Source organism: Polaromonas sp. Polasp52, from assembly GCF_059491565.1.
This window is the reverse complement of sequence record NZ_CP168513.1, coordinates 2,569,646-2,583,131: the sequence shown is the minus strand read 5'-3', so window position 1 is coordinate 2,583,131 and position 13,486 is coordinate 2,569,646. Positions and strand designations below refer to the sequence as shown.

The window sequence follows — 13,486 nt, the reverse complement described above, 5'->3', positions numbered from 1 at the left end:
TTGGTCTTTGTATTATTTGGTCTCAAAATTGGTTGCGCCATCCCACTCCGGATCAAACGGCAACAGCCTCATCGAGGCTACACGCTCCGCGTACAGCCGGTAAAGGAACTTTTTGCCATTTGCCCGCTGCAAATTTAGTAACTGCACGTCACATTGGTCCCAATCCTGGGCCCGATAGGCCTTCAAAGCCAGGCCCCAGGTCTTCAATTCGTCGGCATTGTCCTTGTCGATCCGGTCCGCCGGCGCCAATGGCCAAAAAATGGCCACAGCCTGATCTTTGCCCTTCACGCGGACTTTGTCCAGCTCCTGCCATGCAAAGTCCCCAGCCAGTTTGCGGGTGGACTCGCTGACCACGATATCGACACCATAGGTTTTGGACAAGCCCTCCAGGCGCGAGCCCAGGTTCACGGCGTCGCCGATCACGGTGTAGCTGCGGCGGATGTCCGATCCCATATCGCCCACGCACATGGTGCCGGTGTTCAGGCCTATGCCGATGCCGATCTCGGGTAAACCCTTGGTCCTGTGCTCTTCATTGATCCTGCGCACGGCGTTTGACATCTCGAGCGCGGTTTTCACGGCCAGCGCGGCATGGTCGGGCGTGTCAACAGGGGCGCCCCAGAACGCCATGACGCAGTCGCCCATGTATTTGTCGATGGTGCCGCGGTTGCCGCGTATCAGGTCCGTCAGGCGGCTGAAGACGCTGTTGAGCAGCGCCTGCAGCTGGGTCGGCTCCATGGTTTCCGACATCTTGGTGAAGCCGCGCATGTCGCAGAACATGACGGTCAGCTCCTTGGTGGTCGCCTTCATGTTGTAACTGTCGGGGTCTTTCACCATCTCGTCGACCAGCTCGGGCGGTACATAGGTGCCGAACAGGTTGGCCAGCTCGCGCTTGGAGCGGCTTTCCACGAAATAGCCGTAGCTCATGTTGAGCGCGAAGGCCGTCAGTGCCATGACCAGCGCGCTGGCCAGCGGCAGCACCAGGCCGTAACCCGCATACAGCCAGAAATTCAGCCCGCCGATGGCGGCGATCACGGCCAGGCTGACCAGAACCGCGCGGGAAGCCGAGAGCATGGGCAGCGCGAAAGCCAGCGTCAGGCCCGACAGCAGCAGGATGACGACCTCAAAGCCGACGGCGTAATCGGGCTTGACGAACACCTTGCCGTCCAGGAAACCCGAGATCACGTTGGCATGGGTTTCCACGCCGGGGTAGGTCTCCCCGACCGGCGTCACCCGCAAATCAAGCAGGCCGGGTGCCGTGGTGCCTATCAGGACGATTTTGTCCTTGAGCGCGCCGGGCGCCAGGCGCTTGCCCAGCACGTCGGCCGCCGAGATGTAACGGAAGGAGCCACCGTTGGCGCCGCCATGGCCCCGGAACGGCACCAAGGTGGCGACCCGGTCATCGACCGGAATCGCCAGGGTCTTGCTGCCCTGCTTGAGCAATATGCTTTCCAACCCCTGGTAATTGCGCGTGAGAAATTTTTCCGGCGGAAAACCGGGCTCGACCCGGGGCAGGCCCGCCAGCATGCGGAACATGGCCAGCGCCAGCGATTCGTAGTATTGCCCCTTGTATTCCGCCAGCAGGGGGATGGAGCGCACCACGCCGTCGCCCTCGGTGATGGAATTGAAAAAGCCGCCCAGCGGCGCGGCTTTGGCCAGTTGCTCGATGTTGGCGCCGTAGCCGTTCCAGCTGGTGAACTTGATGGGGCGGCCGGCCAGCGCATCGCGGCCCATGACGGGCGCCGGCAGGACGCCGTTGACGCGCCCATCGCGGTCGCTGGTGAAGTAATAGCCCATCACGACGGGCCGCTTTTCGATCGCCTTGGCGAACACCGCGTCGTAGTCCAGCCCGGCCTGCAGCTGGTTGAGTTTTTCCGCGAAACCGGGCTGGTCCTTGAGCTCGGCCTGCGCCAGCTGCTTGAGCCGCTTCAGGCCCGAACTGTCGTCGGCCTCGGCGAACACCACGTCAAAGCCCAGCAGGGCCGTCTTCTGGCGGTCCTGCAGTTCCTCGACCAGTTCCGCGAGCTTGTTGCGCCCCCAGGGCCAGCGGCCGACCTCGGCCAGGCTTTTTTCGTCGATGTCGACGATGACGATGCGTTCATCGAGCGTGCGCGGCATGGTTGCCCGAAGCCGCGCGTCGTAGAAGATGTCGTCCAGCCGCTGCAACACCCCGAGGCGCATGACACCGCCGGCATGCAGCAGGGCAAACACAAGCGGGATCAGCGTGACAGCGATGCGGGGCCAGTGCCGGGAGAGGAGTCTCATGAGACCTCGGGTGTTGGGTGCTGACGGTCCGCGTTACGGCGAAGCCCGGGCGGGCACCCGGGTCAATGTTGGACGAACTGCATCTGCGTTCCGGCCAGCTCAAGCATGTCGCCGTTTTTCAGGATGACAGGCTCGGCCCCGATAGGCGCACCGTTGAGGGTCGGTTTCCCGGCGCCTTCCACGTGGGCTACGACAAAGCCCTGGGGCCGTTTGGTGATCGCGGCCACCGCGACGCCCGGCTTGCCGATGGTGGTCACCACCTTGACCAGCGCCACTTCGCGGCCGGCAGCGGCCCCCGACATGACCTTGATGGCCGCGCTGATGTTGCCGCCCACGTCGGCGGCGGCGGGCGCCGCCGCCGGCGCACCGGCAGGAGGCGCGACCAGACCCGCGGAACCGGCCTTGATGATCATGGTTTTTTCGAAACCGGCAGGCTGGGCCTCGTTCACGTACTTGATCTTGTACTTGCCGATTTCCACCGTGTCGCTGTTTTGCAGCAACAGTTTTTTCACGGCCTTGCCGTTGACATAGGTGCCGTTGGTGCTGTTGAGGTCTTCAAGGTACACCTCGTTACCGGACATCTGCAGGACGGCGTGCTCCCCGCTGACAGCGAGGTTGTCAATGACGATATCGTTGTAGGGCCTGCGGCCCAGGGACGTCCTGTCTTTCGTCAACTGGACTTCCTTGATCACAACGCCGTCAATAGAGACGATCATTTTCGGCATGGCCGACTCCTGTCTGTTTTTAAATTTTCAGTCACCGCTTATTTTCCCAGCATTCTCGACAAAAGGCCGCGCTTGGCCGAGTCTTCTTTCGCATAAGCCAGCAAGACGGAAATATTATCGCGTCCGCCGGCCTCGTTCGCCGCCGCAATCAGCTGCTTTGACTTCTGCTCCAGCGTCCCGGCGCCCGTCAGGATGGCGGCAATACCCGGGTCCACCACCATGTCCGACAGGCCGTCGGAACACATCAGGTAAAGATCGCCCGGCTCCACGCGGTGCTCGTTGACCTCCACCAGCACGGTGTCTTCCACGCCCAGGGCGCGCGTCACCAGGTTCTTGTTCAGGGAGGTCAGCGCCTGCTCGGGCGTGATCAGCCCGGCGTCGATCTGCTCCTGGAGCAGCGAATGGTCCTTGGTGATCTGCTGGAGTTCCTGGCCGCGCAGGCGGTAGCAGCGCGAATCGCCGATATGGCCCAGCATCAGGCGCCCGTCCTGGAAGACGCCCACGACCAGCGTGGTGCCCATGCCCGTGTACTGGGGGTTGGAGTTGGCCGCGTTGAAAATCGAATGATTGGCGTTTTCCACGCAGATTTCCATTGCCCGGCGCACTTCCTTGGCATTCGCATGCCGGCCGGCCTGGGACAGCCAGCGTCCCATTTCCGACTTGATGAAGGCCACGGCCATGCCGCTGGCGATCTCGCCGGCGTTGTAGCCGCCCATGCCGTCCGCCAGGATGCAAAGCCGCGTCGCCGGGTCAAACGCCACCGCATCCTCGTTGTTGTCCCGCGTCAGCCCTGGGTCGGTATGTGTACAAATCTCGTAGATCATCTTGTTCGTGTTGTCACTGGGAATCTTTGTCGGCGGCGGGCGGCCTGGAGACAACGGTTTTTTCGAAGGTCTGGGCGCCGCCGGCATTCAAGGCCTGGGTGGCATCATAGGCCCTGGGCTCGGCCGCCTGCGCGGCGGGGGCGGATTGCACCACCGTGGCGTCGAATGTGGCCGCGGGCGCGGCCGGCGGGGCGGCATGGGGCGAAGGAGCGGGGGCGGACAGGGGTGCGCCGCCGTCCAGGGACGCGATGATTTCGCGCAGGTCGGCGGCGAAACGGTCGCCGTCCTGGTAGCGAAGCTCGGGCTTTTTGGCCAGCGACAGCGCGACCACCTCGGCCAGCCGGGCGGGCAGCTCCTTGCGGATGATGCGGATGTCCGGTGCCTCTTCGTTGGCGATCTTGTACATCAGCTCGGCCATGGAATCGCCCCGGAAAGGCAGCACGCCGGCCAGCATCTGGAACAGCATCACCCCCAGCGAATACAGGTCCGAGCGCCCGTCGACCTTCTTGCCGGCGATCTGCTCGGGCGACATGAAGCTGGGCGTGCCCAGCACCAGGCCGGTCTTGGTCTTGCTGGAGTCGGTGATGCGGGCGATGCCGAAGTCGGTCACCTTCACCGTATCGCTGTCGATCTCATACATGATGTTGGCCGGCTTGATGTCCCGGTGCACCACATTCTGTTTGTGCGCGTAGGCCAGGGCTTCGGCCACCCGCGCCACGATCGACAGGACCTTGGGCACCGGCAGCAGGCTGCCGTCCTTGGTGACGTCGGCCAGGTCCTTGCCCTTGAGGAATTCCATCGCGATGTAGGCCAGGTCGTGCTCTTCGCCCGCATCAAAAATCGTCACGATGTTCTGGTGCTGCAGGCGCCCGGCCGTCTCGGCCTCGCGGAAGAAGCGCTCGCGCGCGTCGTCGAGTTCCTCGCCCTCGAACTCCTGGCTCAGCGCCATGGTCTTGATGGCCACGACACGGCCTATCTTGGGGTCCTTGCCGAGGTAGACCACGCCCATGGCGCCCTTGCCCAGCTCTTTTTCCACCTGGTAACGGCCCAGCATGGGTTTTTCGACGGCGCCGCCGTCCAGCAGCATGGTGCCGCCGGGGTGGGAGCCGCCGCCGCCCAGGATGACCGTCTCCGACAGGTTTTTGGCGCGGTTGAGCTTGGACTGCAGGTCTTTGTGGTTCTTGTTGTAGGTGGCCATGTACTCATACACGGCCTGGGCCTTGTTGAACTGACGCTTGCGCTCGAAGTCCAGCGCGAGGTTGTTCATGTTGTCCATCAGCGCGTCGGTGAAGGGCACGCGGCGGAAGCGGTCAAAGGCCATGTCCAGCTGGCCCTGGCCTTGCAGCGCCAGGCCCATCATGCGGTTGGTTTCGGCCGACTCTTCGTCGGACTTGAGCTTGCCCGCCTCGGTCATGAGGAAGCGCTTGGTGGTCAGCGCCAGGTGGCCTATGACCAGCAGCGCGGCGGGGAAGACAAATTTGAGCCAGGTCGCGGCCGCCGACAGCAGGCTGAACTCGACCACCAGCAGCACCACGAAAAGCAGCAAGGTGACGATGGCCGCCTTGCCCGCCGACAGCCTGGGCAGGCCCGCGATCAGGTAGCCGGCCACCAGCAGCAGCACCCCCAGCGTGGCCCACACGCCCCAGCCCGGCTGCACGATGAAATGCTCGCTCAGGATGCTGGAGGTGATGTGCGCGATGGTTTCCGCCGGCGACAGCCCGGGGCCGGCCGGGGTCGGGAACTGGGTGCCCACGCCCGCGGCGGTGGCACCGATGATCACGATCTTGTCCGCGTACTTGGCGACCGGGATCTTGCCGGAAATCACGTCGTAGAACGAGTCCACCGCGAAAGCGGGCCGGCCGTCCCTGCCTTTGTAGAACTGCGGCAGCATCAGCGCCGATTCGTCGGTCTTGACCATCAGCTTGCCGATCTGCACCGACTCGCCCACATTGAGCTTGATGTCCGCCGGCCCGAGGTTCAGGCTCTTGGCCGCCACCAGCAGGCTCATGGAGGGTACGGCCTTGCCGTAGTAATTGATCAGCAGCGGCTCCTGGCGCACGGCGCCGTCCACGTCGGGCAGCTGGTTGAGGTGGGCGATGCCGGCGGCCGCCGCGCCTATCTGCTCGATGGGCTGCTGCCCGCGTATGGCCGGCAGCGAGAAGTTGTTGGTTTCATCGACCGCGCTCTTCAGGGCATAGGCCGGCAGCGGGTTGTCGGGGCGGCCCTGCGGCACACCCAGCTGGAAAACCGAGGGCACCAGGACGTTGCCGGCCTTGCCCATGCTGGCCGCGAGCTTGGCGTCGGTATCCAGGGCGACTTCGGCCTCGGCGATGACCTTGCCGAGCTGCTCGGGCAGCCCACCCTGGGCCGCCGTCGCCGGATCGGCGGCCGGGCCGAGCGCTTCCTTCATCTTGCGGATGAACACCAGCCCGCGGTCCGTCTGCGGCTCAAAGAAAAAGGCCGTGTGCGCGATGGTTTTGGCCTTGGCGGCCGAAAGCTGGTCGATCAGCTGCGCATGCACGTCGCGCGGCCAGGGCCAGCGCCCGATGTTGGCAATGCTCTGGTCGTCGATGGCGATGATCGCGATGCGGTCGGAAGGCTGGCGCGAGGTGCTGGTGCTCGCGAAGTCGTAATAGCGGCGCTCCAGCGTGCCGAAAAAATCGGTCAGGCCGTGCAGAAAAAGGACGGCCAGCACCACCAGGACCCCGACAAACCAGTCGGCCCGCCAGAACTGACTCAGCTTTCTAGATGATTTGGCCACTACCCGTCCCTTGTCCTGTTTCGCTGTGCATAAGCTAGACGATTTTTAATTGCTTTGTATTACCGGCCGCCCGGCGACGCCGTCGTTTTGGCGCACCAAGCAACGCCCGCCGCCCTTTGTTTCGGCAGGTTACAAGTCTCCTGATAAGGGACATTAACAGACGGGGTGCGGCTGGACAAGGGACTTTTGCACGGCAGCCGTGCCGACTGTTGCAAATAAGTGGTATTTCAGCGGATGTGCAAAAGCCCGCGGTATGCGGGCTTGAGGCAAGTGCAGGCCTTTCGCCCCGCGGCTGCGGGACGGGCGGGTGGATTTCAGGCGGAAGGGGCTTTTTTCTGCTGCCGTTTGGTGAGATAAGTGCCTAGCGCCACGACCAGCACAGCGCCCAGAATCCCGCCAAAGGTCACGGTTTGCTCGCTGACGGCGCCGAAATAGCCGGCCACGGCCGGGTCGGTCAGCAGCATTTCGCCGGCCAGGAAGCCGAGCAGGGCGGCGCCTATGGTGATGATGATGGGGAAACGTTCCATGACCTTGGTCAGCAAGGTGGCGCCGAAAATGATCAGCGGGATGCTCACCAGCAGGCCCAGGACCAGCAGCGGCAGGTTGCCCTTGGCGGCGGCGGCCACGGCCAGCACGTTGTCCAGGCTCATGACCAGGTCGGCGATCAGGATGGTGCGGATGGCGGCCATCATCCCGTTGATTTCATGGCCTTCACCGTCTTCGTCTTCCTCGCCCTTGAGCAAGTCCACGCCGATATAGACCAGCAGGATGGCGCCTATGAGCTTCAGGTAGGGCAGGGTCAGCAGCTGGATGGCCACAATGGTCAGCACGATACGCATGACGATGGCCGCGGCGCTGCCCCAGAAGATGGCTTTGCCGCGCTGCTCGGGCTTGAGCGTGCGCGCCGCCATGGCGATCACCACGGCGTTGTCGCCCGACAGCACGATGTTGGCGAGGATGATGGAGCCAAAAGCGCTCCAGAAAAGCGGGGACGCGAGGTCCAGTCCGAAAATCATGGCTATCTCCTGTTATGAATGAAAAAAAGCGCTGTGCAGCGCTTTTTTTGTTTTTGCGAGTTTAGCCCGTATGGGCGCAGGCGGCGTTCGTAGTAATGCTTACGACCGCCGCCCCGGCCTTACAGCCTTACAGCAGGCCCTTGAGCAGCTTGCCCATTTCCGAAGGATTGCGCGTCACCGTGAAGCCGCAGGCTTCCATGATGGCCAGCTTGGCGTCGGCCGTATCGGCGCCGCCGGAGATCAGCGCACCCGCATGGCCCATGCGCTTGCCGGCCGGGGCCGTCACGCCGGCGATAAAGCCGACGATAGGTTTTTTCATGTTGGCCTTGCACCATTGGGCGGCTTCGGCTTCATCGGGGCCGCCGATTTCGCCGATCATGATGACGGCGTCGGTGTCCGGGTCGTCATTGAAGGCCTTCATCACGTCGATGTGCTTGAGGCCGTTGATCGGGTCGCCGCCGATGCCGACGGCGCTGGACTGGCCCAGGCCGATTTCGGTCAGTTGCGCCACGGCTTCATAGGTCAGCGTGCCGGAGCGGCTGACCACGCCGATGCGGCCCTTGCGGTGGATGTGGCCGGGCATGATGCCGATCTTGATTTCGTCGGGCGTGATCAGGCCGGGGCAGTTGGGGCCCAGCAGCAGGGTTTTCTTGCCGCCGGCGGCTTCCTTGGCCTTCATGCGGTTGCGCACTTCCAGCATGTCCTTGACCGGAATGCCTTCGGTGATGCAGATCGCCAGGTCCAGGTTGGCCTCCACGGCTTCCCAGATCGCGGCTGCCGCGCCCGCGGGCGGCACGTAGATGACGGACACCGTGGCGCCGGTGGCCTTGGCGGCCTCGGTCACGTTGGCGAAAATCGGGATGCCTTCGAAGTCTTCGCCGGCTTTCTTGGGGTTCACACCGGCCACAAAGGCCTCTTTGCCGTTCGCGTAGTCGCGGCACATGCGGGTGTGGAACTGGCCGGTCTTGCCGGTGATGCCCTGGGTGATGACTTTGGTGTGTTTGTTGATGTAGATCGACATGCTTGTGTTCTCCTGGGCTTACTTGACGGCGGCCACGATTTTGGTCGCGGCTTCGGCCATGGTGTCTGCGGCAATGATGGGCAGACCGGAGTCGGCCAGCATCTTCTTGCCCAGGTCTTCGTTGGTGCCCTTCATGCGCACGACCAGCGGCACGGAGAGGTTCACGGCCTTGCAGGCGGTGATGACGCCGTCGGCGATGGTGTCGCACTTCATGATGCCGCCGAAGATGTTGACCAGGATGCCTTTGACATCGGGGTTCTTCAGCATGATCTTGAAGGCTTCGGTGACTTTTTCAGCCGTCGCGCCGCCGCCCACGTCCAGGAAGTTGGCCGGCTCGCCGCCGAACAGCTTGATGGTGTCCATGGTCGCCATGGCCAGGCCCGCGCCGTTGACCAGGCAGCCGATGTTGCCGTCCAGGCTGATGTAGGCCAGGTCGAACTTGCTGGCTTCGACTTCGGCCGGGTCTTCCTCGTCCAGGTCGCGGTAGGCGACGATTTCGGGGTGGCGGAACAGCGCGTTGGCGTCGAAGTTGAACTTCGCGTCCAGCGCCATGACTTCGCCCTTGCTGTTGCGGTTCAGCGGGTTGATTTCAACCAGCGAGGCGTCGGTGTCCATGTAGCACTTGTAGAGCTTTTGCAGGATGTCGACGGTCTGCGGCACGGAGTCGGCGGGCATGCCGATGCCGCTCGCGATTTCCTTGGCCTGGGCGTCCGTCATGCCGACCAGCGGATCGACAAACACCTTGATGATCTTTTCGGGGTGGGAGTGGGCCACCTCTTCGATGTCCATGCCGCCTTCGCTGGAGGCGATAAAGGCCACCTTTTGCGATTCGCGGTCGGTCACGGCCGAGACGTAATATTCTTTCTGGATGTCGGCGCCGTCTTCAATATAGAGGCGGCGGACTTTCTGTCCTTCGGGGCCGGTCTGGTGCGTCTTGAGCTGCATGCCCAGAATTTCGCCGGCGATGCGCTTGACGTCCTCAATGGTCTTGGCGACCTTCACGCCGCCGCCCTTGCCGCGGCCGCCCGCGTGGATTTGCGCCTTGACCACCCATACCGGGCCGCCTAGCTTCTGGGCGGCTTCCACCGCTTCCTGCACCGTGAACGCCGGAATGCCGCGCGGCACAGGCACACCAAAATTGCGCAAGATTTCCTTGCCCTGGTACTCGTGAATTTTCATGAAAAACCTTCAGAATTCAGTAAAAGAGGGGGTGCAACTGGGATTTGGACAGGGCTGTGGGGTGTCGGAAACAGGCCACACCGGCCCAAAAAACCACGTCGGCGGTCACTGCAGGCAGCAACGCAGAACTGTATCATGGTGCGACGCACAATTCTTGTGCCCGGCTTACACCCCAAAATAGCCCCGAATTGGGCATTTTTAAGCTGTTTTTGGCCTGCCAGCACACCTCCTGGGTTTGCCTTGTTGGCGCATTTCGTTCTGTTGTCAGTACCTGGAAGTCCTCATCCATGCCCAAAGTTTTTATTGACGGAGAAGCCGGCACCACGGGCCTGCAAATCCGCGAGCGGCTGCAAGCCATGCCGCAGATCGAGCTGGTCAGCATCGCGCCCGAACTGCGCAAGGATGCGGCAGCCAAGCGTGCGTTGATGGCGCAGGTGGACATGGTGATCCTGTGCCTGCACGACGACGCGGCGCGCGAATCGGTGGCCATGATTGATTCACTGCCCGGCAAAAAACCCAAGGTCATTGATGCCTCCACCGCGCACCGCACCGTGCCCGGCTGGGTCTATGGCTTTCCCGAACTGACGCAGACGCAGCGCGCCGCCGTGGCGGCCGCCGAGCGCGTCGGCAACCCCGGCTGCTATGCCACCGGTGCGATCGCGCTGATCCGCCCGCTGGTCGACGCCGGTGCGATACCGGCCGATTTCCCCCTGAGCCTTCCCGCCGTGAGCGGTTACTCCGGCGGCGGGCGGCAAATGATTGAAGACTACGAGGCCGGCACCGCGCCCGCGTTTGAGCTCTACGGCCTGGGCCTGAAGCACAAACACCTGCCCGAGATCATGAAATACACCGGCCTGTCACGCCGCCCTGTGTTCATTCCTTCCGTCGGCAATTTCAAGCAGGGCATGCTGGTGCAGCTGCCGCTGCACCTGGACCTGCTGCCCGGCAAGCCGACCGGCGTGCAGTTGCAGGACATGCTGGCCAAACATTACGCCGGCAGCGAATGGGTGACCGTGGAAGCCGCGCCCGAATCGAACAAACTCGATGCGCTGGCGCTCAACGACACCAACAAGATGGAACTGCGCGTGTTCGCCAATGAAGAGCACCGCCAGGCCGTGCTGGTGGCGCGGCTGGACAACCTGGGCAAGGGCGCTTCAGGCGCCGCTGTGCAGAACCTCAAGCTGATGCTCGGGTTGTAAGCTCAATCCTCATCTGCCTGCACCACGCGGCGTATCACCTCGCCGCCAAAGCCCCGGGCCGCCAGAAAGCGCATTTGTTTGGCGCGGCCGGCCGCGTCGGGCGCCGGCCCCTCGAATTTTTTGCGCCAGATCTCGCGGGCGCGTTCCAGCTCGCTGCCCTTGAGGCTGTCCATGGCGCCGGCCACGCGCTCCGCGCTGAGGCCTTTGCCCAGCAATTCATGCTTGATGCGCGCCGCGCCAAAACGGCCGGCGCGCCGGTTGATCACCGATTCGACCACACGCGCTTCACTGATGAAATCCTTGGCCTGCAAATCGTCCAGCACCTGGGCCAGCTGGCCCGGCGTTTCCTCATGGGGCGCGAGTTTGCGTTCCAGCTCAGCCCGTGAATGCTCGCGCCCGGCCAGGTAGCGCAGGGCGCGGCCCTTGAGCGAAAGGCCAAAACCCGCACGGGTGGCGGGTTTCGGGGGTTTGCGATCTGAGGGCTTGTCCATGGTCAACGCGCCTGGGCCGCGCAAGCACTGCCTTTTGACGGCTGCTCCGCGCTCCCAGGCTGGCTGCCAGCTATCAGGCTGCGGCCTTGGCGGGTTTTTCAGCTTTCTCAGCCTTGGCCGGCTTCTCGGCCGGGGCATCGACACTGCCGGCAACCTGCACCAGCGGGATGCCCAGCGATTCACGCACCTTGTTTTCGATCTCGATCGCGAGTTCGGGGTTTTCCTTGAGGAATTCACGCGAGTTGTCGCGGCCCTGGCCGATTTTTTCGCCGTTGAAGGCGTACCAGGCACCGGCTTTCTCAACGATGTGGCCGGCCACCCCCAGGTCCAGTACCTCGCCCAGGCGGCTGATGCCCTCGCCGTAAAGAATGTCGAACTCCGCCGTCTTGAAGGGCGAAGCCACCTTGTTCTTGACCACCTTGACGCGGGTCTCGTTGCCGATCACCTCTTCGCCCTTCTTGATCGAGCCGATGCGGCGGATGTCCAGGCGTACCGAGGCGTAGAACTTCAGCGCATTGCCGCCCGTGGTGGTTTCGGGCGAGCCGAACATCACGCCAATCTTCATGCGGATCTGGTTGATGAAGATGACCGTGCAATTGGCCTTCTTGATGGTGGCGGTGAGCTTGCGCAGCGCCTGGCTCATCAAACGGGCCTGCAGGCCGGGCAGCGAGTCGCCCATTTCGCCTTCGAGCTCGGCCTTGGGCGTGAGCGCCGCCACCGAGTCGACGATGATCAGGTCCACCGCGCCGGAGCGGGTCAGGGAGTCGACGATTTCAAGCGCCTGCTCGCCGGTGTCGGGCTGGGAAATCAGCAGGTCCTGCAGGTTCACGCCCAGCTTTTGCGCGTACTGGATGTCCAGCGCGTGCTCGGCGTCCACAAAAGCGCAGGTGCCGCCCAGTTTTTGCATTTCGGCGATGACCTGCAGGGTCAGCGTGGTCTTGCCGGACGATTCCGGGCCGTAGATTTCGACCACCCGGCCGCGCGGCAGGCCGCCCACGCCCAGGGCGATGTCCAGGCCCAGGGAGCCGGTGGAAACGACCTGGATGTCCTCAATCACTTCGCCGTCGCCCAGCTTCATGATGGTGCCCTTGCCGAACTGCTTTTCGATCTGGGCCAGCGCGGCTTGCAAGGCTTTGGCCTTTTCGGTGTTCAGGGCGGCGCTTTGCACGGGGTTCTGGGCGGGGTTCAGCTTGTTGGTCAGTTCCATGAAAAACTCCTTGAAAATCAATGATGTAAAACTTGTTGCCTGGATTCCAGCCTCTGCTTTTATTCACAGCGCTGGATGCATGACCAGTACTTTATGGGCGCTATAAAAATAAGTAAACCCTATTTTTAGTCAGTTTGCCTGATCAAATGGCTTACCATGCTTTTATGGCAGAAACGACACTCCCAGCCCCCATGCCCAGCCCCTTTGGTGCGACCGAGGCCGGCTGGCGGCAGACCCACCTGGGGCGGCTCATGGGCCATGCGCTGCGCCGCTTCGACGAGCGCGTGCTCTCGCTGATGGCCAGCAGCGTGGAGGTGCCGCTGGCGCTGTCCAACCTGGCGGCGCGCGACCAGGTCGGCGCCGCCCACATCCACATCACGCGCCACCTGGCCGTGGCCGGTTCGCGCCTGACCGACCTGGCGCAGAGCGCCGGCATGAGCAAGCAGGCCATGGGCGACCTGGTCGACCAGTGCGAGGCCTGGGGCCTGGTCATACGCCAGCCCGACCCGCACGACAAACGCGCCCGCCGGGTGGTGTTCACCGAGTCAGGCCTGCTCTGGCTGGAAGCCTTCCACCAGGCGGTGCGCCAGGCCGAGGAGGAATTCCGCCAGGCCGTGGGGCATGATGTGGCCACCGTGGTGGCGCTGGGGCTGGAGGCTTATGCGGGAGCTTGAAGATCTCAACTCCCCATTCCAGCAGGGGCCGCGGAACCGGCTTTGCCGGGCCGCAGGCGCAGCGGCCCCCGAGGGGCTGGAGCCCGCGGCTCCAAGCCTGCCTGCGCAGGCTTGGACGGGCGACAGA

The 13,486-nt window shown here is 63.4% G+C and carries 11 protein-coding genes; 2 read left to right on the top strand and 9 right to left on the bottom strand.

The features are described from left to right. Positions 1-12 precede the first annotated feature (12 nt). The 7 genes from ACEN9P_RS12130 to sucC form a co-directional block, all read right to left on the bottom strand. Positions 13-2,262: a CHASE2 domain-containing protein gene (locus ACEN9P_RS12130; RefSeq protein WP_477662143.1), complete on the bottom strand. Its 2,250-nt coding sequence runs from the start codon at positions 2,260-2,262 to the stop codon at positions 13-15. A 62-nt stretch (positions 2,263-2,324) separates the two neighbouring features. Then, a complete protein-coding gene (locus ACEN9P_RS12125) occupies positions 2,325-2,987 on the bottom strand; it encodes an FHA domain-containing protein (protein WP_477662144.1) in 663 nt (220 codons plus the stop codon). Positions 2,988-3,025: 38 nt separating this feature from the next. Next, complete coding sequence (locus ACEN9P_RS12120) at positions 3,026-3,811, bottom strand: Stp1/IreP family PP2C-type Ser/Thr phosphatase (protein ID WP_074578987.1); 786 nt, start codon at positions 3,809-3,811, stop codon at positions 3,026-3,028. Between the two features lie 13 nt (positions 3,812-3,824). Further along, the gene (locus ACEN9P_RS12115; RefSeq protein WP_495622095.1) at positions 3,825-6,572 is read right to left on the bottom strand and encodes a CHASE2 domain-containing serine/threonine-protein kinase; all 2,748 of its coding nucleotides are present in this window, start codon (positions 6,570-6,572) and stop codon (positions 3,825-3,827) included. A gap of 314 nt (positions 6,573-6,886) precedes the next feature. After that, complete coding sequence (locus tag ACEN9P_RS12110) at positions 6,887-7,588, bottom strand: TerC family protein (protein ID WP_477662146.1); 702 nt, start codon at positions 7,586-7,588, stop codon at positions 6,887-6,889. Positions 7,589-7,715: 127 nt separating this feature from the next. Continuing rightward, positions 7,716-8,609 (bottom strand): succinate--CoA ligase subunit alpha, encoded by an 894-nt coding sequence (gene sucD / locus ACEN9P_RS12105; RefSeq protein WP_007870244.1) that lies wholly within the window; start codon positions 8,607-8,609, stop codon positions 7,716-7,718. Positions 8,610-8,627: 18 nt separating this feature from the next. After that, positions 8,628-9,788: an ADP-forming succinate--CoA ligase subunit beta gene (gene sucC / locus ACEN9P_RS12100; protein ID WP_007870246.1), complete on the bottom strand. Its 1,161-nt coding sequence runs from the start codon at positions 9,786-9,788 to the stop codon at positions 8,628-8,630. Between the two features lie 287 nt (positions 9,789-10,075). Between sucC and argC the strand changes: the two genes are divergently transcribed. Further along, positions 10,076-10,987: an N-acetyl-gamma-glutamyl-phosphate reductase gene (gene argC / locus ACEN9P_RS12095; protein ID WP_477662148.1), complete on the top strand. Its 912-nt coding sequence runs from the start codon at positions 10,076-10,078 to the stop codon at positions 10,985-10,987. Positions 10,988-10,989: 2 nt separating this feature from the next. Here the strand turns inward: argC and recX are convergent, their stop codons facing one another. Together recX and recA are read right to left on the bottom strand one after the other, a co-directional pair. After that, the gene (gene recX, locus ACEN9P_RS12090; RefSeq protein WP_477662149.1) at positions 10,990-11,478 is read right to left on the bottom strand and encodes a recombination regulator RecX; all 489 of its coding nucleotides are present in this window, start codon (positions 11,476-11,478) and stop codon (positions 10,990-10,992) included. A gap of 73 nt (positions 11,479-11,551) precedes the next feature. Beyond that, positions 11,552-12,685 (bottom strand): recombinase RecA, encoded by a 1,134-nt coding sequence (gene recA / locus ACEN9P_RS12085; protein ID WP_074579186.1) that lies wholly within the window; start codon positions 12,683-12,685, stop codon positions 11,552-11,554. Positions 12,686-12,876: 191 nt separating this feature from the next. Here recA and ACEN9P_RS12080 point away from each other — a divergent pair, with 191 nt between their 5' ends. Beyond that, positions 12,877-13,359, top strand: a complete 483-nt coding sequence (locus ACEN9P_RS12080) for a MarR family winged helix-turn-helix transcriptional regulator (RefSeq protein ID WP_495622094.1) — start codon at positions 12,877-12,879, stop codon at positions 13,357-13,359. Positions 13,360-13,486: the final 127 nt, after the last annotated feature.

Excerpts from the sequence above, each read along its gene's own strand:
- ACEN9P_RS12110 (WP_477662146.1), bottom strand. The coding sequence starts at position 7,588 with ATGATTTTCGGACTGGACCTCGCGTCCCCGCTTTTCTGGAGCGCTTTT.
- argC (WP_477662148.1), top strand. The coding sequence starts at position 10,076 with ATGCCCAAAGTTTTTATTGACGGAGAAGCCGGCACCACGGGCCTGCAA.
- sucD (WP_007870244.1), bottom strand. The coding sequence starts at position 8,609 with ATGTCGATCTACATCAACAAACACACCAAAGTCATCACCCAGGGCATC.
- recA (WP_074579186.1), bottom strand. The coding sequence starts at position 12,685 with ATGGAACTGACCAACAAGCTGAACCCCGCCCAGAACCCCGTGCAAAGC.
- ACEN9P_RS12125 (WP_477662144.1), bottom strand. The coding sequence starts at position 2,987 with ATGCCGAAAATGATCGTCTCTATTGACGGCGTTGTGATCAAGGAAGTC.
- ACEN9P_RS12080 (WP_495622094.1), top strand. The coding sequence starts at position 12,877 with ATGCCCAGCCCCTTTGGTGCGACCGAGGCCGGCTGGCGGCAGACCCAC.
- ACEN9P_RS12130 (WP_477662143.1), bottom strand. The coding sequence starts at position 2,262 with ATGAGACTCCTCTCCCGGCACTGGCCCCGCATCGCTGTCACGCTGATC.
- recX (WP_477662149.1), bottom strand. The coding sequence starts at position 11,478 with ATGGACAAGCCCTCAGATCGCAAACCCCCGAAACCCGCCACCCGTGCG.
- sucC (WP_007870246.1), bottom strand. The coding sequence starts at position 9,788 with ATGAAAATTCACGAGTACCAGGGCAAGGAAATCTTGCGCAATTTTGGT.
- ACEN9P_RS12120 (WP_074578987.1), bottom strand. The coding sequence starts at position 3,811 with ATGATCTACGAGATTTGTACACATACCGACCCAGGGCTGACGCGGGAC.